The sequence below is a fragment of the Collinsella tanakaei YIT 12063 genome, assembly GCF_000225705.1.
Lineage (GTDB): Bacteria > Actinomycetota > Coriobacteriia > Coriobacteriales > Coriobacteriaceae > Collinsella > Collinsella tanakaei.
Genome location: NZ_JH126467.1, coordinates 423,213 through 440,943, shown reverse-complemented (window position 1 = coordinate 440,943; position 17,731 = coordinate 423,213). Strand labels below are relative to the sequence as shown.

Annotated in this window: 32 protein-coding genes; all 32 read left to right on the top strand. The window is 61.9% G+C overall.

Annotated features, from left to right (window positions below; translation table 11 throughout):
* Positions 1-379: 379 nt before the first annotated feature.
* Entirely contained in the window at positions 380-1,357 is a 978-nt protein-coding gene (locus tag HMPREF9452_RS02180; RefSeq protein ID WP_009140466.1) for a DnaB-like helicase C-terminal domain-containing protein, read from the top strand.
* A 26-nt stretch (positions 1,358-1,383) separates the two neighbouring features.
* Entirely contained in the window at positions 1,384-1,593 is a 210-nt protein-coding gene (locus HMPREF9452_RS02175; RefSeq protein ID WP_009140465.1) for a hypothetical protein, read from the top strand.
* Positions 1,593-1,853: a hypothetical protein gene (locus HMPREF9452_RS02170; protein ID WP_009140464.1), complete on the top strand. Its 261-nt coding sequence runs from the start codon at positions 1,593-1,595 to the stop codon at positions 1,851-1,853. The genes HMPREF9452_RS02175 and HMPREF9452_RS02170 overlap by 1 nt, the downstream gene beginning before the upstream one ends.
* A gap of 121 nt (positions 1,854-1,974) precedes the next feature.
* Positions 1,975-2,262, top strand: a complete 288-nt coding sequence (locus tag HMPREF9452_RS02165) for a hypothetical protein (RefSeq protein ID WP_009140463.1) — start codon at positions 1,975-1,977, stop codon at positions 2,260-2,262.
* Complete coding sequence (locus HMPREF9452_RS02160; protein ID WP_009140462.1) at positions 2,263-2,862, top strand: hypothetical protein; 600 nt, start codon at positions 2,263-2,265, stop codon at positions 2,860-2,862.
* On the top strand, positions 2,859-3,143 hold the full coding sequence (locus tag HMPREF9452_RS02155) for a hypothetical protein (RefSeq protein WP_009140461.1): 285 nt from the start codon (positions 2,859-2,861) through the stop codon (positions 3,141-3,143). Before HMPREF9452_RS02160 ends, HMPREF9452_RS02155 begins: the two co-directional genes overlap by 4 nt.
* The gene (locus tag HMPREF9452_RS02150; protein ID WP_009140460.1) at positions 3,140-3,496 is read left to right on the top strand and encodes a hypothetical protein; all 357 of its coding nucleotides are present in this window, start codon (positions 3,140-3,142) and stop codon (positions 3,494-3,496) included. Before HMPREF9452_RS02155 ends, HMPREF9452_RS02150 begins: the two co-directional genes overlap by 4 nt.
* A 1-nt stretch (position 3,497) precedes the next feature.
* A complete protein-coding gene (locus tag HMPREF9452_RS02145) occupies positions 3,498-3,713 on the top strand; it encodes a hypothetical protein (RefSeq protein ID WP_009140459.1) in 216 nt (71 codons plus the stop codon).
* The gene (locus HMPREF9452_RS02140) at positions 3,710-4,069 is read left to right on the top strand and encodes a hypothetical protein (protein ID WP_009140458.1); all 360 of its coding nucleotides are present in this window, start codon (positions 3,710-3,712) and stop codon (positions 4,067-4,069) included. The genes HMPREF9452_RS02145 and HMPREF9452_RS02140 overlap by 4 nt, the downstream gene beginning before the upstream one ends.
* Positions 4,059-4,436: a hypothetical protein gene (locus HMPREF9452_RS02135; protein ID WP_009140457.1), complete on the top strand. Its 378-nt coding sequence runs from the start codon at positions 4,059-4,061 to the stop codon at positions 4,434-4,436. The genes HMPREF9452_RS02140 and HMPREF9452_RS02135 overlap by 11 nt, the downstream gene beginning before the upstream one ends.
* Positions 4,433-4,732, top strand: coding sequence for a hypothetical protein (locus HMPREF9452_RS02130; RefSeq protein ID WP_009140456.1), 300 nt, complete (start codon positions 4,433-4,435; stop codon positions 4,730-4,732). Before HMPREF9452_RS02135 ends, HMPREF9452_RS02130 begins: the two co-directional genes overlap by 4 nt.
* A 245-nt stretch (positions 4,733-4,977) precedes the next feature.
* On the top strand, positions 4,978-5,226 hold the full coding sequence (locus HMPREF9452_RS02125; RefSeq protein WP_009140454.1) for a DUF3310 domain-containing protein: 249 nt from the start codon (positions 4,978-4,980) through the stop codon (positions 5,224-5,226).
* Positions 5,226-5,540, top strand: a complete 315-nt coding sequence (gene mihF / locus HMPREF9452_RS02120; RefSeq protein ID WP_009140453.1) for an integration host factor, actinobacterial type — start codon at positions 5,226-5,228, stop codon at positions 5,538-5,540. The genes HMPREF9452_RS02125 and mihF overlap by 1 nt, the downstream gene beginning before the upstream one ends.
* A 212-nt stretch (positions 5,541-5,752) precedes the next feature.
* Positions 5,753-5,935, top strand: a complete 183-nt coding sequence (locus tag HMPREF9452_RS02115) for a hypothetical protein (RefSeq protein ID WP_009140451.1) — start codon at positions 5,753-5,755, stop codon at positions 5,933-5,935.
* The gene (locus tag HMPREF9452_RS02110) at positions 5,922-6,101 is read left to right on the top strand and encodes a hypothetical protein (RefSeq protein ID WP_009140450.1); all 180 of its coding nucleotides are present in this window, start codon (positions 5,922-5,924) and stop codon (positions 6,099-6,101) included. Before HMPREF9452_RS02115 ends, HMPREF9452_RS02110 begins: the two co-directional genes overlap by 14 nt.
* Positions 6,091-6,381, top strand: coding sequence for a hypothetical protein (locus HMPREF9452_RS02105; protein WP_009140449.1), 291 nt, complete (start codon positions 6,091-6,093; stop codon positions 6,379-6,381). The genes HMPREF9452_RS02110 and HMPREF9452_RS02105 overlap by 11 nt, the downstream gene beginning before the upstream one ends.
* 4 nt (positions 6,382-6,385) lie before the next feature.
* Positions 6,386-6,616, top strand: a complete 231-nt coding sequence (locus HMPREF9452_RS02100) for a hypothetical protein (RefSeq protein WP_009140448.1) — start codon at positions 6,386-6,388, stop codon at positions 6,614-6,616.
* The gene (locus HMPREF9452_RS11215) at positions 6,616-7,560 is read left to right on the top strand and encodes an HNH endonuclease (protein ID WP_009140447.1); all 945 of its coding nucleotides are present in this window, start codon (positions 6,616-6,618) and stop codon (positions 7,558-7,560) included. The genes HMPREF9452_RS02100 and HMPREF9452_RS11215 overlap by 1 nt, the downstream gene beginning before the upstream one ends.
* Positions 7,544-7,969, top strand: coding sequence for a dUTP diphosphatase (dut, locus tag HMPREF9452_RS02090; RefSeq protein ID WP_009140446.1), 426 nt, complete (start codon positions 7,544-7,546; stop codon positions 7,967-7,969). Before HMPREF9452_RS11215 ends, dut begins: the two co-directional genes overlap by 17 nt.
* Entirely contained in the window at positions 7,966-8,133 is a 168-nt protein-coding gene (locus HMPREF9452_RS11715; RefSeq protein WP_009140445.1) for a hypothetical protein, read from the top strand. Before dut ends, HMPREF9452_RS11715 begins: the two co-directional genes overlap by 4 nt.
* A gap of 175 nt (positions 8,134-8,308) precedes the next feature.
* Positions 8,309-8,767, top strand: a complete 459-nt coding sequence (locus tag HMPREF9452_RS02085) for a hypothetical protein (protein ID WP_009140443.1) — start codon at positions 8,309-8,311, stop codon at positions 8,765-8,767.
* A gap of 272 nt (positions 8,768-9,039) precedes the next feature.
* Positions 9,040-9,234, top strand: coding sequence for a ribbon-helix-helix protein, CopG family (locus HMPREF9452_RS02080; RefSeq protein ID WP_009140442.1), 195 nt, complete (start codon positions 9,040-9,042; stop codon positions 9,232-9,234).
* Between the two features lie 73 nt (positions 9,235-9,307).
* The gene (locus tag HMPREF9452_RS11210) at positions 9,308-9,712 is read left to right on the top strand and encodes a BRO-N domain-containing protein (protein WP_009140441.1); all 405 of its coding nucleotides are present in this window, start codon (positions 9,308-9,310) and stop codon (positions 9,710-9,712) included.
* Between the two features lie 15 nt (positions 9,713-9,727).
* Positions 9,728-10,102 (top strand): phage antirepressor KilAC domain-containing protein, encoded by a 375-nt coding sequence (locus HMPREF9452_RS11205; protein WP_009140440.1) that lies wholly within the window; start codon positions 9,728-9,730, stop codon positions 10,100-10,102.
* A 467-nt stretch (positions 10,103-10,569) separates the two neighbouring features.
* Positions 10,570-10,758: a hypothetical protein gene (locus tag HMPREF9452_RS02070; RefSeq protein ID WP_009140438.1), complete on the top strand. Its 189-nt coding sequence runs from the start codon at positions 10,570-10,572 to the stop codon at positions 10,756-10,758.
* A 293-nt stretch (positions 10,759-11,051) separates the two neighbouring features.
* Complete coding sequence (locus HMPREF9452_RS02065) at positions 11,052-11,723, top strand: hypothetical protein (protein ID WP_009140437.1); 672 nt, start codon at positions 11,052-11,054, stop codon at positions 11,721-11,723.
* A 125-nt stretch (positions 11,724-11,848) separates the two neighbouring features.
* Positions 11,849-12,406, top strand: coding sequence for a hypothetical protein (locus tag HMPREF9452_RS02060; protein WP_009140436.1), 558 nt, complete (start codon positions 11,849-11,851; stop codon positions 12,404-12,406).
* Positions 12,378-14,288 carry a phage terminase large subunit family protein gene (locus tag HMPREF9452_RS02055; RefSeq protein ID WP_040362114.1) on the top strand — a complete coding sequence of 637 codons (1,911 nt, stop codon included), beginning with the start codon at positions 12,378-12,380 and terminating at the stop codon, positions 14,286-14,288. Before HMPREF9452_RS02060 ends, HMPREF9452_RS02055 begins: the two co-directional genes overlap by 29 nt.
* A 9-nt stretch (positions 14,289-14,297) precedes the next feature.
* Positions 14,298-14,558 carry a hypothetical protein gene (locus HMPREF9452_RS02050; protein WP_009140434.1) on the top strand — a complete coding sequence of 87 codons (261 nt, stop codon included), beginning with the start codon at positions 14,298-14,300 and terminating at the stop codon, positions 14,556-14,558.
* A gap of 11 nt (positions 14,559-14,569) precedes the next feature.
* Positions 14,570-16,150 carry a phage portal protein gene (locus HMPREF9452_RS02045; protein WP_009140433.1) on the top strand — a complete coding sequence of 527 codons (1,581 nt, stop codon included), beginning with the start codon at positions 14,570-14,572 and terminating at the stop codon, positions 16,148-16,150.
* Positions 16,125-17,351 carry a head maturation protease, ClpP-related gene (locus HMPREF9452_RS02040; protein ID WP_009140432.1) on the top strand — a complete coding sequence of 409 codons (1,227 nt, stop codon included), beginning with the start codon at positions 16,125-16,127 and terminating at the stop codon, positions 17,349-17,351. The genes HMPREF9452_RS02045 and HMPREF9452_RS02040 overlap by 26 nt, the downstream gene beginning before the upstream one ends.
* Before the next feature lie 2 nt (positions 17,352-17,353).
* Positions 17,354-17,722: a hypothetical protein gene (locus HMPREF9452_RS02035; RefSeq protein WP_009140431.1), complete on the top strand. Its 369-nt coding sequence runs from the start codon at positions 17,354-17,356 to the stop codon at positions 17,720-17,722.
* Positions 17,723-17,731 lie beyond the last annotated feature (9 nt).

Below are 17,731 nucleotides of genomic sequence, written 5' to 3'. Positions count from 1 at the left end.
CGGTGGTACTCGTGGTATCCGCGAGTTGAGATGGCTGATGCGCTGGGCCTGAAAGAAGACACAGTGCGCAAAGCAATTATCTCGCTGCGGGAAAAGGGCGCATTGCAGACGTGCGGAAAGTCGTATAGCGGCAAGTGCCAGCGGTATCAACTCATGCCGAATGTAAAGGGGTGCCTGAGCGTACCCACCATTACGAAAAAAGGGGTCCCTACGGATGCCGAAAAGGGGTCCCCAGACGTGCCGAAATGGGGGGTATCTACAGGGACCCCCCTAAGAAGGAAAGAATGCGCTTCGGCTTCCTTAAGTCAGCCGAGCGCCAGAAATAGATACAAGCAGGCGGATGGAACGGACAACGCCGTCCTGTGATTGAAGGTGGTTTATGGAATTGGGAGCGCCAGGGCGTCCGCGAACCTCCTACTGGAACATCGCGGACACGATGCCCGATTACCTCGATTCGTACGAGAACGCCGTCAAGCCCGTGCCGAGCACCATCCCGGAGCTTGACGACCTGATTAAAGGCGGGTTCCGCCCCGGCATACATTTCATCGGCGGGAACACGGGCGCGGGCAAGACCGCCCTGTGCCTGTGGATGGCGCACCGCATGGCGTCTATGACGGACGAGGAGACGGGCCAGCCTACGGGAGTGACAATCATCTCGCTGGAGCTGTCAGCGGCGGAAGTCCGCGCACGCATGGGCTCGCGCTTGTCGAAGCACCTTGAGGGGTTGCAGCCGTTCGCATGGGCGGACTTCGAGGAGCACGGCGCGGAGTGCAAGGCGAAGATAGCGAGCGGAACGTACAACCCCGACGATGACCCCGTGTACTGTGCAGATCTTGAACTCGTCTCGCGGTGCCCGAACATGCGCATCGTGGACAACATCGCCAATTCGAAGGCCAACGACCTCGCCTGCATCCTCAACGAGATACAGATGACGGGTGCGGCTGGCGGCAGGGTCTGCTTCGTGGATTACCTGCAGTGCATCGATGCCGGCTTCGGTCTGGACGAGACGGAGGCCATGAAGGAGGCCGTGCGCAAGATAAACCTCGCGGGCATCCGCTACGGCGTGGCGGTCATCGTCATCGCGGCTGTCAACCGCGCCAAGGGCAGCGAGATGCGCAACAGCAAGAAGGGCGAGAACCCCGGAGCGGACATATTCCGCGGCTCGTCATGGATAGAGTACACGGGTCTCACGGCGATGGCGCTGGTACGCCATAAGAACGCGCGAAAGACGAGGAACTACGTCGAGGTCGAGCTATGCCTGGTCAAGAACAGGCGCGGGACATTCGGCGAGCCGATTGAGCTGGCTTACGACGGCGCGCACGGCGATTTCGTTACATGGGATGAAGTTACCAACTAATCGACAACCGAATAAGGGGGTTCGTTATGGATCTCGAATCAAACGGCGTGCCTACCGCCGCCGACTCGCGCTGCTGCGGCTGGTGCGAGCACTGGTCTGAGGGGTGCGGCGGATGCGGCATCTGCGCGGTGGAGGTCAGCCGACTGGACGGCGGCATAACCGGCATCAAGCTCGCCGACTGCATGACGATGTACGAGGACGGCGAGGACTGCGCGGACTACAGGGAGGTGGAGTGATGGCCGTCATGAAGAACCTCTGCTCCCTCGATGCGGTGGAGGGGAGCGCGTACGGCGCGGCGTGGCCGCGATTCGCGGACGGCGCGCCCGTGGTCATCGGCGATTGTGTCAAGGGCGTGATGTGCGATGTGCACGTGGCGTCAATCGTCTTCCGTTATGGCTGCGTACTGCTCTACGACTCGCAGATGTTCCATTACGTCAAGCTGAACGGCGGCGAACGCGCCCAGCGTCCAGACGGCACGCGGTTGGCGCTTGATTAATCGGCAAGCCCGTAGACGGCTCAAAACATGCAACGTGGGCACTGGCTAGGGGTCAACGCTCAAAACGCCCGTGCCGCCGTTGCTCTCCCTTAAAACAGCAAAATCGAATAGGAGGGTTCCCGTGAGAATCGGTAACTACGAGTTCCACCCCGCGAACCAATGGTGCTACCAGATGTACAAGGTGATGCCGGAGGGGTGGGACGGCAAGAAGAAGACCAAGACCGCATCGGACGGCAGGCGCCTGCTGACCATCGACTGCTACCCCAACGACCTTGCCGCCGCCATCCGCCGCGCAATCGAGTTCAACGAGAGCGACCAGGTGGCAATCGGCGCGGACGAATCGGAGCTGCTGGACGCGATCATCGCGATGCACGAGCAGGTTATGGAGCTTACGAAAGAGGTGGAGTAGATGGCATACACGGAGACGGAGCGGCGCATCCTCGACATGTGGCCTAAGTTCGAGGACGGCAACTACGTGCAGCTCGGCGATAAGGCCGTGGCGAACAGCGGCGAGAACGCCGGCAAGGAGTTCATCGTCCGCAACATCTACTTCGAGGGAGCACACGGCAAGCTGAGAAGCTCCGCGCTTGACGGCTGCTATTGGAACTGGAAAGCGGCAGACCCGTACGTCAAGCGCCCCGCGCCCAAGGTGCTGGACGCGGACGGCGCGCCCATCAAGGTCGGGGACGCGGTGTGGCACGAGGACGGAGCGATGCTGAGGGTCGATGGGTTCGGCGGCATCGAGGACGGCGAGACGATCGTGAACGTCCACGTCATCCGTGGCGCGACGCCGTGGAGAGAAGTGCGCAGCCTTAGCCTCACCCACACCCGCCCCGATTCATGGGAGCGCTTGAAGGCTGACGCAGCCGACATCGTCGCGAAAATCGCCCTCCACCTCGGGGACTACTCGCCGAGCGACTTCGAAGAGCGCGGGGACGGGGTGCAGGACAGGATTCTGTGCCTGGTGAGCCGCGCCAAGGCGCTCGCGGATAGGGAGGCGGGGCGATGAGCGAACTGACGGCATGCCCCATCTGCGGAAACGAGAGCTGGGACGAGACGAGCTGCAAGAACTGCGGATACGTGTGCACGACGGCGCTGGAGAACACCGTGAAGGTCAGGTACGTGACAAAGAGCGGAGAGGTTCTATACACGCGGTTCTCGAACGAATACGGATACACGTTCGAAGAGTTCTTTCGCGACCGCATGGAGCACGAGGGCGGCTTCTTCCCTTACAAGGGCGGCAGGATAAGCGTGGACGTGCTGGCGAGGATAGAGGTGGTGGAGGAATGAGCTACGACATCAACCTGTGCGACCCCGTGACGCGCGACGTGCTCGAGCTGGACGAGCCGCACGACATGCGCGGCGGCACGTACGCCGTGGGCGGCACCACGCTCTGCTGGCTCAACGTGACCTACAACTACGGCGACATCTTCCGCCGCGTGCTGGGAGACAAGGGCATCCGAACGATCTACGGCATGACGGGCGCGGAGTCAATCCCCGTGCTGCAACGCGCCGCCGACCAGCTCGGGGACGATGCGACAGGCAACTACTGGGATGACACCGAGGGCAACGCCAAGCGGGCGCTGTACAAGCTCATCGCGCTGGCGAAGCTGCGGCCCGACGGCGTATGGGACGGTGACTGACATGGGCGGCATATACCTGGACGTTTCAGCCTTCAAATGCCCTGTATGCGGCGGGGACGTGGGCGCGGAACTCGACATATGGGGCAAGCCGAAGGTGATGAGCGTCATCTTCAAGTGCCATGGGTGCGGGCGGTTTGCAGACATAGACGCGACAGACCTGCTGGGTGAAGCACAAGACTACTTCGATGACGAGCTTAAGAGGGTGGAGGGCGAATGACCGTTACAAACGTGACGATTCCGACCATCAAGGCGTTTTGCAACCTTGAGCCGAAAGCGCAGGCGCTCAAACCGCTGGAAGAGGCGGCGGAAACCTTTGCCGAATGGCAGAAATACAACTCATGCACCGACATGTGCCGGGTATGCGAGCATACGGACGAGAGCCGGGCGGCATACAACGGCCCTGCGAACAGGTACCCCGCGCCGTGCCCGTCTCGAGAATCGCTCATGGACGAGATCGCCGACTGCATCCAAGCGTGCGCGAACCTCGCCGCGATGGTGGGCGTGAGCGACATGACGCCGTACATGGAGCGCTGCGAACAGAGGAACAGGGAGCGCGGTCGCTATGGTGACTGATTACGAGCGCCGCGAGGTGGCTGGCTACATCCGGCAAATCGACTGCTCTGGCTTCACCGCGCATTCCATGGACGATGGGGACGGCAGGTCGCTTCTGTGCGCGTACATCGCCGAGGCGGCGGGAGTCGGCCACGCGCCGTACTACTTCGACGCCAAACCGCTTTGCGCCCGTCTCGCCGACCTCATCGACCCAGACCCTGACCTCACGTGCGAGCTTGAGCCGACCGCATCCGAGCGGACGAACGCGCCGGTGCGAGTGTACGAGTGCGACCATTGCGGGAGGTCGTGCGACTCGGTGTATGCGGAGGACTACGTTTACTGCCCTTATTGTGGCAGGCTCAACACAAATCGAGAGGTGGAGGAATGAGCGACCATTTCGAGGAATGGGCGGCGAACTGCACGCTCGGCCCGATGCTGACCCTGCGCAAGATGCACGGCGCCACGTTCACCGAGAGCGACCGCACAGCCATCACGGACGCGCTCCGCACGATCGAGACGGCGCTGGTGCAGCCGTTCGGGCCGACGTCTCGCGCGAGGGCGGCTGGCGGCGTTGACTGGCCAGCGTACCAGAAAGCGCAGATTATGCTGGCGCTTGGATGCTTTCAACTTAGAGACAGCGGCAAGCTCGCCGCATTGGAGGTCGATTCATATAAAGAAGCCTAGAGACCTAGCGGTGGAAGTCGTTAGCACCGCCGCACGCGTGCTCGCCGCATCGGACAGATTGGACGAGGTGCGCGGGTACTATTTCAAATCCGACTCAGCCATCGGGGGGGGGTGCTCTCATTGCTAATCGCGATAGCGGAGTGCGAGATGGCGCTTCGTGAGTTCGCGCATGCCGAGGGCTGCGATGACATCCAGGCCTACATCGATTCGATTCTAGAGACGCAAAAGGAATGCGAGGAACACGGATGGTAGACGATTCCAACGTGACCGCGCCCCCGCACTACGCCGGAGACGGCACCGTGGAGTGCCGCCGCGCCCAGCTCTCCATGAGCGCGGGATACGACCGAGCGGCATGCCCGAGCTGCGTGGCGCACTGGGCGCTGACCGCGGTCAAATACTTGTGGCGCGCACCACTCAAGAACGGCTTGCAGGATTACCGCAAAGCACGCGAGTACCTGGACTACATCATCGATTACATGGAGGATGAGCACTGATGCCACTACCTAAACGTACATCCGAGCAACGCCAGCTTGACCTTGCGGCTGCGGCTGCGGTACGCCAAGCCCGAAAGAACATCAAGCGCGACCTGAAGGAAGGCCGCATAGATCTGGAGCACGCCATCGCGCTGCCCGTCATGCGGCGCGTGCGCGTCCGCGACCTTATCCGCGCCCTCCCCGGAGTTGGCGAGGTGGCAACGGACGAGGTGATGACGCGTCTCTCAATCGCCGAGAACCGCCGCGTGCAGGGGCTGGGAGCCAACCAGCTCGCGGGGCTGCTCGAATGGTGGGACGGACGGCAGAAGAAATAGCAACGTATCGCGGGGGCGTCTAAAACGGCGCTCCCGTCTTATTTGGAGGTGGAGATATGAGCATGGAAGCGGTGATGGCGTCTCTAGCCGTGGGTCTGCTAGTCATCATCCTCTCGCCGTTCGCGCTCTTGGCGGTGGTCGCATGGATCATCTTTAGGGAGGGGCTGTGAGATGGAATGGAACGGAATCGCTGAACAACGGAGGTGGAGGATATGACGCTCGATGAATCGGTCTACCGTCTGTCCGAGTTGGCATGCGGCATGGAGATGGACGTCTACAGGCTCGGTCGCATGCCAGACGATTACAAGCCGAGGCTCCAGCAGATACGCCGAATCTGCAACAAATTGCTCATCGGCGAATACGAGGTGGAGGGCACGGACGATGCGGACGATTGAGACGTGGCTCGCCGCCAAGATCATCGCGCTCGACTTGAACCGCGCCATCGACAAAGCGGAGCGCCTGCCTTACAGCTACGAGCGGGAGAGAGTGCTGCACCACATCGCGGCGGCGCGTGACATGCTCCTCGACCTCTCTAAGAAGGCTGATACCGATGGCAGATAGGATGCGCGAGGGCGGGACTGGTGCGACCTCCGGCAAGCAGTACGGCTACGAGATGGTGGAGTACTACGCTTCCCGCATGCCGCGCTACGCGGACGGCTCGGCAATCCATCGCGGGGACACGGTGCATATAGCCGGTGATGGCGGCTGCACGATCTACAAGGTCGTGGCGCTGGACGATATAAACGGCGAGGTGCAGGTGGCCGACACGCTGAAGCGAGCCATGTGGATGCCGGCGACCGACCTTGAACATATCCCGATGACCGATAAGCAAAGGAGATAGACCAATGGCAGTAAAGAACCGCCAGATAGACCTCGACAACCACCTGTTCGCCGAGCTTGAACGGCTCGGTGACGAATCGCTCACGGACGAGCAGCTGGAAAAGGAGATAGAGCGCGCAAAGGCGGTGTCGGCGGTGGCGAAGCAGATAAACACATCGCGCGCCAACTCGCTCAAGGCTACCGAATACCTCGACAGGGCGACCGTCAACCATCCCAAGCTCCCCGAGGGCTTCTGATGGGTCGCAGGCGCAACGACCCCGCTGAGGATGAGTGGATTCGCGCGGTCTACCCCTACCACGAGGCCAAGGAGACCGCGCGGCTCTTCGAGGGTGTGTTCGGACGCCCCATCAAGCCGACCACGCTCACCGCTCGCGCCAGCGATCTCGGCGTGCACCGCGATACCGGCGCCGTGAGCTGGGCGGCGCATCCCGAGTGGTGCGAGTGGCTGGCGGCGTACATCCCCGGCCATTCCGAACAGGAGATAATCGCAGCATTCAAGGAGCGCTGGGACGTCGAGCTTCGCGTCCCGCAGGTTGCCAACTTCAAGACGCGCTTCGGCATAAAGTCCGGCACGGTCGGCGGTCGATTCTTCAAGGGTCAGGAATCATACAACAAGGGCAGGCCGCAGTCGGAATGGATGACGCCCGAAGCGATCGAGCGCACCAAGGCCACGCGATTCAAAAAGCACGGCATCCCGCACAACACCAGACCAATGGGCTACGAGCGCGTCAACGTGGACGGCTACATCGAGGTCAAGGTGCGCGAGCGACCGGATGCGGAGCACAGGTCGTGCTTCGACCTCAAGCAGCGTCTGGTCTACGAGCGGGCGCATAACGTCAAGCTGACCTCGGATGACATCATCGTGTTCCTGGACGGGGACAAGCTCAACTGCGACCCGTCCAACCTCGCGCGGCTCAGCCACGCAGAGCACGCGAAGATGACGACCTACAAGCTGACCTACTCCGACCGCGAGACGTTCGAGACGGCGCTCAAGATCATGCGCCTGAACGACCGCGTGCGCTCCATCACCGGGCGCGAGCGCGTCTGCCCCGTGTGCGGCAAGACCTTCAAGCCGACCAACCCAAACAACCCATCGCGATGCTGCTCGCCAAAGTGCGCCGGCGAGTTCAAGCGCGGAAAGCCTAGAAGCAGAAAGGAACCGAATGGAACTACACGTTAACATAGACGATGGCGCGGCTCTCCCCGCGTACTCCCGCGATGATGACGCGGCGCTCGACCTTTACGCGTCCGAGCCGTGCCGCATCCACGCGGGGCGCGTCCGCATGGTGGAGACTGGCGTACATATCGCCGTGCCGCAAGGGTACGCCGCGCTCGTCCTGCCGCGCTCGGGCATGGCGTGCCGCGACATGGTGACGGTCGTGAACGCACCCGGACTCATCGACCCGAACTACCGCGGCACCATCAAGGTCGGATTGATCAACCACGGCGACGCTGCCTACGACATCGAGCGCGGCGACCGCATCGCGCAGCTGCTAATTGTGCCGTCCCCGCGCGTGGACACGGTGGAGGTCGCGGAGCTGGACGCCACGGAGCGCGGCGCCGATGGATTCGGGAGCAGCGGACGATGAAGCGACACGAGCCATTGCATATGAAGCCCACCCCGACCGCCTTCCGCATCTTCCGCGCCTTCATAATCGGCATCACCGCCGCGCTGCTCCTCATCGCGTCCGCGCTCGCGCTCGTCATCGCCGACATCGCGATGGGGCGCATGGTCGCGGGGATGGGATGGTGAGACATGGACGAATTCATGCGGCTGGTCGGCAAGCTCATCGCGCTTCTCATCGCGCTCAACGCGCTGCTCTACCTCGCGCGCTGCACCGCTGGTCTTTTGGTTGTCTAGCTGGGCGTCCTTTGCATTACCCCCTTAGAACGTGGGATAATATGCCGACTAACGGAGGTGCGTCCATTTGACAGCAGAGGAATACTTCGAGATCGCGCGGGACACCGTGCGCCGCATCGAGCGCCACCCCTACATGGTGCAGGCGATGCTCTCGCGCGAGACGTGCAAGGCGCAGTCCTACGACTCAATCGGGCATGGCTCGGGCAGCACGGACGCACGCACGCTCACCGACTCGCGCATGGACATGGAAGAGCGCTTCCGCCGCGAGCGCGCCGACATGCTCTCCGTGGTGGAGGACGCCCGCGCCGTGTGCCGCGGGGTGCGCGCCGCCAACCCGCACCACTCGCTCTGGGGCGATGCGCTCGAGCTCTACTACATCGAGGACATGACCATCGACACGCTGGCCTGCGCGCTGTACATCTCGCGCAGCCAAGCCTACATCGAGCTTCAACGCGCCCTCGAATGGGTGGACTCCGTGGGCATCGCGCGGGCCAAGGACGGCATGGGGCAGGCGGCGCTGTTCTAGATCTATGACGGCGGCGATGGCTCCGAATTATGGAGATTACCACCGCCGCCGATATTTCTTTTTATTCGTTATTTGCATAAACCTATGCAAATGGGATTTTCTAATTGCTCTTACAGACTCTTATTCGAACTAACTAGAGTTACACGCGCTTAATCAAACATGAGCCTAAACATTTGGACGCTTCCCGCATTTGTGGAGCGCCGAAATACATCATTCTACATGGGCTTTCGTTCGATTATGGTTAAGACCAACAAGAGAAGGAGGTGAACGGAATGGAGACTCCGAAGCAGCGCTACGACAGGAAGACGCTCTACCGGATGAGCACCGTGCTTCATCGAAAGAAGAACGCCAGAGCGATAGAGCGACTGGACGAGATAGCGCGCGAAGGCGGCAGCCGTGGCGAGTTCATACGCCAAGCGATCATAGAAAAGGTCGAGCGCGAAGACCGCGCGAAGGCAGAAAAATAGGGCATCCGCCAATCCACCAAGATAATCGGATGCCCCCGTGGCAGGGTCTCGAAGACCCAGAAAGGAGCTGCATATGAATGCAGCGTCATCAATCATACCATTCGAAAATGAAGAGTTCGGGGTCATCAGGGCTCTGCGCGATGAGACGGGCGAGCCTTGGTTCGTGGCGAAAGACGTTTGCGATGCGCTTGAGCTTACCAACCCAACCGTTGCGGTCAATTCGCTTGATGATGACGAACGAGCTAAGTTCAACTTAGGGCGTCAAGGTGAAGCGAACATAATCTCAGAACCCGGCTTCTACAAACTGGTCATGCGTTCGCGCAAGCCGGAAGCCAAGGCGTTCCAGCGCTGGGTCACGCACGAAGTCCTCCCGTCCATCCGCAAGCGCGGCGGTTACATGGTGGAGGTTCCCGACGAGACGCCTGAGCAGACCATGGCGCGCGCCATCCTCATCGCGCGGGACACCATCGAGCGCTAGCGCGCTGACATCGACATGCTGGCTGGGGAGAACGCCGTCCTCGCCCCGAAGGCCGCGATGGCCGACGCGTTCCTCGATGCGGACGGAGCGTACACGATCACGCAGGCATCCGGTCTACTGCGCCAACTGGACGGCTCCATGTCGCGCCGCCGCCTGTTCCAGCTCCTGCGCGTAGACCACATGATGGAGCAGCGCACCAACCGCGCCACGGCAAGGGCGGTGGAGCGCGGCTACCTGACCAACATAGCCACGTCCTTCACCGCGCCGGACGGCGAGCGCCGCGTGCGCGACCCCTACGCGCTCGTGACGCCGAAGGGACTGGAGTGGATGGCGCGTCGATACTGCGCCCCGGCGTACCAACCGCCGCTGCAACTCGAAGTGGTCGGCTAGACCTCGCGCCCCGTGGGCATCTGCCTGCGGGGCTTTTTTGCTATCTAGCTGCGGAAATGTTGCAATTATAGCTTGCACATATAACGTCGCCGTTATATAATAGTGCCAACGGGGAGCGGAAGGCGCGACCCATGTTAGAAAGCAGGTAGATATGTGATTGAGTTTCTTGTAAGCACCGCGATAGGCGGTCTCATCGGCGGAATCTTCGGCAAGGTCGGTGAGCATCTGCTCGAATCCCTAATCGAGCGCGTCCGAAGAAGCAGGGTTCCGAGAACAGCCGGCAAGCATTTCAGGGAACCCTAGCAGTCGATGGGGGTGCCGTTGGCGCGGTGCCCCTGCACAACCATTCTAAAGCATGTATGGGGAGGAATCATGAGCATGTTCGCATTCGCCGTGGTCGCGGGCATATTCGGCGCCATCGGCTACAAGCTGGCGGACACCGTGTTGTTCAGGAAGCGGAGGTAGCCATGGCTCAATCGGAAGCCCAGCGCAGGGCGTCGGCCAAGTACGTTCGCGAGCACGTGACGCGCAAGATGGTGGCGTTCTACCCGTCCGAAGCCGACCTGTTGGCGTTCGCCGACACGCGCGGCGCGTTCGCCACATACGTCAAGCGCCTCATCCGCGAGGATATGGAGCGCGAGAACAAGAAGGCCTAGCCGACCGCCCCCGTGGAGACGCGGGGGCTTTTTTCATGCGCCGACACCGTGGCGCTGCGCGGCTATTCCCCTCCCCCCCCGTGGAGACGGGCGGGGCGCTGCGCGAAAAATAAATATTCTGGACGATTCTGAACGCGCTGGACGAATCTAGATAATCTGGCAGATGTTGGACGGCATTAAACGCGAATCGCTGATATAACTAAGGTGCGCGAGTAAGCGCGATGGTCAAAGGACGGGACGAACGGACGCACATCCGAGCCCGTCCTTTTCCATATACATAGGAGGTGGAGCTCGTGCCCGGTATCAAGTTGAGCGCGACGATAGACGTCAAGTCGCTGAGCAAGCAGCTCACCAAGAAGGGCGACAAGTACGCGCAGGCGATGAACCGCACCATCACCGACATGAAGCGCTCAGCGCCGAAGACCGTGGCCGACATCACCACGGGGCGCTACAAGATAGCCAAGGGCGAGATCAACCCCAACTCCAAGAGGTTCCAGGGCAGGTGCTCCATCACCGGGGGCGTGCGCGACTTTCAGATGACGTATCGCAGCCGCATGCTCACAGTGCTCCACTTCAAGCCCGCGCCCGCTGCGGCACCAGCGGGCGGGCGCCGATACACCATCAAGGTGGAGATCCTGAAAGGGCACAAGAAGGCGATGGCGCCAGTGGGCAAGCCGGGAAGCATGGGCGGCGCGTACTCCGCCAAGTCGCCCTACATGTACATGGGCGGCATCAAGCCACCTATGCAGCGAATCGGTGGAACGACTATGAGGGCGAAGGGCGGGAAATCCAACGGCCCCAAGGGCGGGCGCAAGTCATACGTCCATCCCGGTGCCGAGCACAAGGCCGCTACCACGCTGTCCATCCCGCAGATGGTCACCAACGAGAACATATACGGAACGACCCAGAAGGCGCTGGCGAAGCTCATGCAGGAGAAGCTGAACTACCGCTTGTCGCAATGCTGACCGTCGTTCTCGCAGGTCGATAGGTTCTGTCAGCGTGGTCGGCCCGTGCGGCGCTTTCGAGCGCAAAATAAATCGAACTTTCAAAAATTTGAAATACCCTGACTCCTACCTGCAAAGGGGGCTTTATGTCCGAGAAAGTCGGCGTGCGTAGGATCGCCCACGCGCTCGGCCTGACCGAGCGGCGGGTGAACCAGCTCGTGACCGAGGGCGTGCTGACCGCCGAGGGCAAGCCCGCCAAGTACGATTTCGATGAGACGATACAAGCGTACATCGCATTCGCGGTGGAGAACGCCAAGGGCAGGGGAGCGGGAGACGCCGAAGCCGAGAAGAAGAAGCTCCAAGCAGATGCTGACTACAAACGCGCCAAGGCAGACCAAGAAGCATTGAAGCTCGCCGAGCTGGAAGGTCGCATGCACAGCGCCGAGGACGTGGAGAGCGCGGTCACGGCGCTGGTGTACTCCGTGCGCTCGATGCTGTTGGCCGTGCCCGGGCGCGTGGCGGTGGACGCCGCGCGGTGCAAGACGGCGCAGGAGATTAGCGCGCTGCTACAGGCGGAGATGAGCCAAGTGCTCGACAGCTTGAGTGAATACGAATACGACCCCGAGGTGTACGCGCAGATGGTGCGCGAGCGGAAGGGATGGATCGCGGCGAACGATGAAGACGAGGAATCAAGCGATACGTGATTTAAACCGCACGATCTCCCGCGCGGTGCGCCACTTCGAACCTCCCGAGAACATCAGCGTGGACGAGTGGGCTGACAGACACCGTAGGTTGTCCGCCGAAAGCTCAGCCGAAGCCGGCCCGTGGAGGACGAGCCGAACCCCGTACATGCGCGAGCCGATGCGTGCGTTTTCCGACCCCAAGGTGCGCAAGGTAGTGATTGTCGCTGCATCGCAGGTCGGCAAGACCGAGGTGGAGCTTAATGCGCTCGGCTACGTCATGGATCAAGACCCCGGCACGGTCATCTTCGTCCATCCAACGCTGGATGACGCCAAGAAGTTCAGCCGCCTACGCATCGCGCCGATGCTGCGCGACTGCCCGCGCCTGAAACGCAAGGTGCATGACGTGCGCGACAGCAAGGCATCCAAGACGGTACTCCAGAAGTCCTTTCCTGGCGGCATGCTCATGCTGACAGGCTCCAACGCCCCGTCCGCCCTAGCCTCCACCCCCGCACGCTACATCTTCGGTGACGAACGCGATAGATGGGCGAAGAGTGCGGGCAAGGAAGGAGACCCGTGGGCGCTCGCCGAAGCACGACAGACCACGTTTTACAACGCCAAGAGCGTGGAGGTCTCCACCCCCACGATTAAAGGCGCGAGCAATATCGAGACCGCCTACGCTGGCGGCACGCAGGAGCGTTGGGTGGTGGAGTGCCCTCACTGCGGCGAATGGCACGACATAGATTTCGATTACATCCGCTTCGAGCCGTGGAGCGAGACGGTCAACGGCAAGAAGGTCTGGCATATCAAGGGCGGCGTTGACTGGTGCTGCCCGTCATGCGGATGCCTGTCATCCGAGCAGGAGGTGCGGGACGCGCCGCACAAGTGGAGGGCTGACAACCCGAGCGCCTACGAGGAGAAGGGCATTCGCAGCTTCTGGCTCAACGCCTTCGCGTCCCCGTGGGTGCCGTGGGAACGGATCGTTATACGTTTCCTCGAAGCCAAGGATGACCCGCAGAAGCTCCAAGTCGTTTACAACACCCTTCTCGGCAAGCTCTGGGAAGACCGTGGAGACCTCGCGTCCGATGACGAGCTGTTGGCACGCCGTGAGGACTACGGCACGCGCCCGGACGGCACGGAGGTGGAGCTGCCAGATGGCGTGCTGTGCCTTACGTGCGGCGTCGATACCCAAGACAACCGACTCGAATACGAGGTGGTCGGCCACGGCCAGTGGGGCGAAACGTGGGGCATCGAAAAGGGCGTCATCATGGGCAGGCCAGACACGGATGAGGTCTGGCAGCGTCTCGATGGCGTGGTGGAGCATGTCTACAGGTACAGGGACGGTGGAGGTATCCGCATCTCGATGACCTGCGTGGACTCAGGCGGACACTACACGCAGGAGGTCTACGAGCGGTGCCGTGCAAGGCAAGGCTCGCGCATCTTCGCCATCAAGGGCAAGGGCGGCGAGGGAATCCCATACACCTCCATCCCCACCAAGGTTGCGATACGCGACAAGCGCGCCACGTGCTGGCTGTACACCATCGGCGTGGACGCTGGCAAATCGTCCATCATGTCGAGCCTGAAGGTGCAGGAGCACGGCCCCAACTTCGCCCACTTTCCGCGCGGAAAAGGCTATGACGAGAACTATTTCAACGGCCTGCTCAGCGAACGCATGGTCTTGACCACTGGCTCCACGGGCAACCGCTGGCGCTGGGAGAAGATACCGGGGCACGAGCGCAACGAGCCGTTGGACTGCCGCAACTACGCGATGGCGGCGCTAAAGATTCTCAATCCCGACATGGACGCGCTCTTCCGCGCCCGTACGGAAACGAAAACAGACAATACGGCGCACCCCGCGCCCAGACGGAGACGGAACGGCAGAAAAACCCGCTCCGTGGATTGGTAGGTGGTGGAGGTGCAACGCGAAAGGCTGGAGAAGCGCCGCGAGGTCTATGAGAAGCGCTACGAAGCGTACCTGCAAAAGGAAGCGGACATCCTCGCTGGCGGCGTGCAGAGCTACGGAATCGGTAGCCGAAATCTCGCGCGGTACAACGCAGACCTCGCCGAGGTGCGCAAAGCGATCGCCGCGTTGGAGCAGGCATTGGAAGAGATGGACGCCCAGCTGGCTGGCGGTTCGCGCCGTAAGTCAGTCGGCGTTGTGTATAGGGATTGGTAGGTGGTGGAGATTTGAGCAAGCAAAAACGTAAACCGAACGTGCATGGCTCCACCGCCGCGCCCGTCCGCGCATCGGGCTACGGAGACAGCGGAGCCAGCGGCACGCGCCGAGCGCTCAAGGGCTTCCGCGTGTCGAGCGGCAGCGCCCAGCGCGACATCGATGACAACAACTACACGCTTCGCAACCGCGCTCGTGCGCTCTACATGGGAGCACCGATAGCCACCAGCGCCGTCCGCACAGCCCGCACCAACGTGGTCGGCACCGGCGTTGTCCCGCGCCCCCGCATCGACCGCGAGTACCTGCGGATGGATGACGCGACCGCCGATGCATGGCAGGATGCGGCGAGGCGCGAGTTCGCGCTGTGGGCTGAGGATAGAATCGCCTGCGACGCTTTGGGGCTTAACGATTTTTATGAACTCCAACAGCTCATCATGCAATCCCAGCTCATGAGCGGAGACGTGTTCGCGCTCATCAAGCACCGGAAAGCATCGCCGATGCGTCCCTACACGCTCAGGCTCCATATAATCGAAGCCGACCGCGTCTCCACCCCCGCGATGATGGGGGTGCCCGTGGCATCCTCCACCGAGGGGCGCAACCCAGACAACGGCAACGCGATCTATGACGGTGTGGAGGTCGATTCGACAGGCCGCGCCGTGGCTTACCACATCTGCAACGGCTATCCGCAGGAGTTCTATCGCGAACCGCTCCAATGGACGCGCGTGCAGGCCTTCGGAAAGAAGACAGGGCAGCCCAACATCCTCCACATCATGGAGGCGGAGCGCCCCGACCAGTACCGCGGAGTGTCCATGCTGGCTCAGGCAATCGAGCCTTTGCTGCAGACCCGCCGATACACGCAGGCGGAGCTTGACGCGGCGATCGTGCAGGCGTCCTTCTCCGCCTTCGTGAAAGTGGAGAACCCCATCGATAACCCGTGGAACGAGGTCGGCGGCGGCGAGGGCACGGACGGCGATTACGCCAGCGCCGAGCCTAACGAGTACGAGCTGGCACCAGGCACCATCAACTACATGGAGCCGGGCGAGGATGTTACGTTCGCCAACCCCGCTCATCCGAACGCTGGCTTCGATGTGTTCATGCGAGCCATGGCCGAGCAGATAGGCGCGGCGGTGGAGATTCCCGCTGACCTGCTGCTAAAGAGCTTCAATTCGTCCTACTCGGCGAGCCGTGCCGCGCTCATGGAAGCGTGGAAGGGCTTCAAGATGCGGCGCAGCTGGCTTGTCTCCGACTTCTGCCAGCCCGTGTGGGAGCTGTTCCTGACCGAAGCCGTGGCATCTGGTCGAATCTCCGCGCCGGGCTTTTTCGCAGACCCACTCATCCGCCGCGCGTACACCGCATGCGAATGGATTGGCCCGTCCGCAGGACAACTCGACCCGACCAAGGAGATAAACGCCGAGCTGTCCGCCATCGAAGCGGGCATTACCACGCGCGAAGCGGCGGCGGTGCGCATCAACGGAAGCGATTGGGATTCAAACGTGCGGCGTCTGGCGCGAGAGAACCAAGCGCTCGCGGACTCCGTCCCAACCACTGATTTAACAAAGGAGGGCGAGCATGCCCAGACTGTTCCAACCGAATAAAGCCAAGCCCATCACGCCCGTGTTCAACGTGGCGGACTTGGGCAACGGCGAAGCCGAGATAACCCTCTACGGCGAGGTGATGGAGGAATCGCCTAAGGACTACTGGTCTGGCGAATCACTCGATGGTGTCTATATCAGCGTCCAAGAATTCAACGAGAAGCTGGACTCCATCAAGGACGCGAGCCACATCACCGTCCACCTCAACAGCTGCGGTGGAGACCTCTTCGCTGGTCTGGCAATCCACAACGTCCTGAAAGCGCTTCCCGCCACCATCACCGTGAAGGTGGAGGGAATCGCCGCATCCGCCGCATCCGTCATCGCGTGCGCGGGTGACGAGGTCGTGGTCATGCCCGGATCCATCTTCATGGTTCACAGCGCCGCCGCGTTCCTGTTCGGCTACTACAACAGCGCCGACCTCACCACCATGTGCAGCCAGATTGACGCATGCAACAAGTCCATCGTCAACGTGTACGCCGCCAAGACGGGCCGCGACATCGCCGAGCTTTCCGAGCTTGTCGAAGCCGAGACGTGGCTCATCGGAGACGAGATCGTGGATGCTGGATTCGCCGATACGCTGGACGAGTCCTCTACCTCCACCACCGAGGTGGACGAGGACGGCGAGGGCATCGTGACCAACGGCCTGCACCATGACGTGAGCGCATTCCACAACCTGCCGACCGCTCGAATCGCAGCGGCCATGAAGGCAGGCAGGCCCGACACAGACAAGGTGACAACGGAGGTGGAGGGGGACAATCCCGCCGCCGCCGATGCACATATTTCAGCAGCGCCGCCACAGGCGGCAGAAAAGGAAGGAGAGGACATGGATTATGAATCCCTGACCCTCGACAACCTGCGCGCCGAGCGTCCCGACCTCATCCGCGAGGTCGAGAACGCAGCGGCCACCGCAGAGCGCGAGCGCATCGCCGCCATCGACGGCATCGCCGCGTCCGTCCCCGCCGACATGGTGGAGGACGCCAAGTACGCCAACCCCATGGACGCAGCACAGCTCGCCCTCGCCGCCATGCAGCGCGACGCCCAGGCGCGCGCGGCCTACGTGGCTGACGCCAAGGAGGACGAGGACGATAGCGGCGCGGAGGACGTTCCCGCCGCACCCGAGCCGTCCGAGGAAGAGGACGAGGAAGCCAAGGCGAAGGCTGAGGTCGCCGATGCCATCGCATACGTCAAGAAGATTGGAGCTTAACCATGGCAGCTACACGAATTGATTCCGTTGTCGGCACCCACAATTACGACGGCCTTGTCGTTGGCACCGAGCCCGCGCCGCTGACCTCCACCATCAAGGTCGCGGCCAACAAGACCCTCAAGCGCGGCACCGTCGTGTGCGCCGCCGCCGCTGGCGGTGACTGCGACGCCGTTGCCGCAGCGCTGACCAACGAGGTCGTGTACATCCTTGCCGAGGACGTCAAGACCGGCGCCGCAGCCCAGACCGCCGAAGCCTACAAGACCGGCTGCTTCGCGCGCAACAAGCTCATCACGGACGGCACTTACCAGCTCGCCGCAGCCGACATCGAGTACCTGCGCAAGTCCGGCATCCAGACCGAGGACGTTTTTTAATCAATAAAC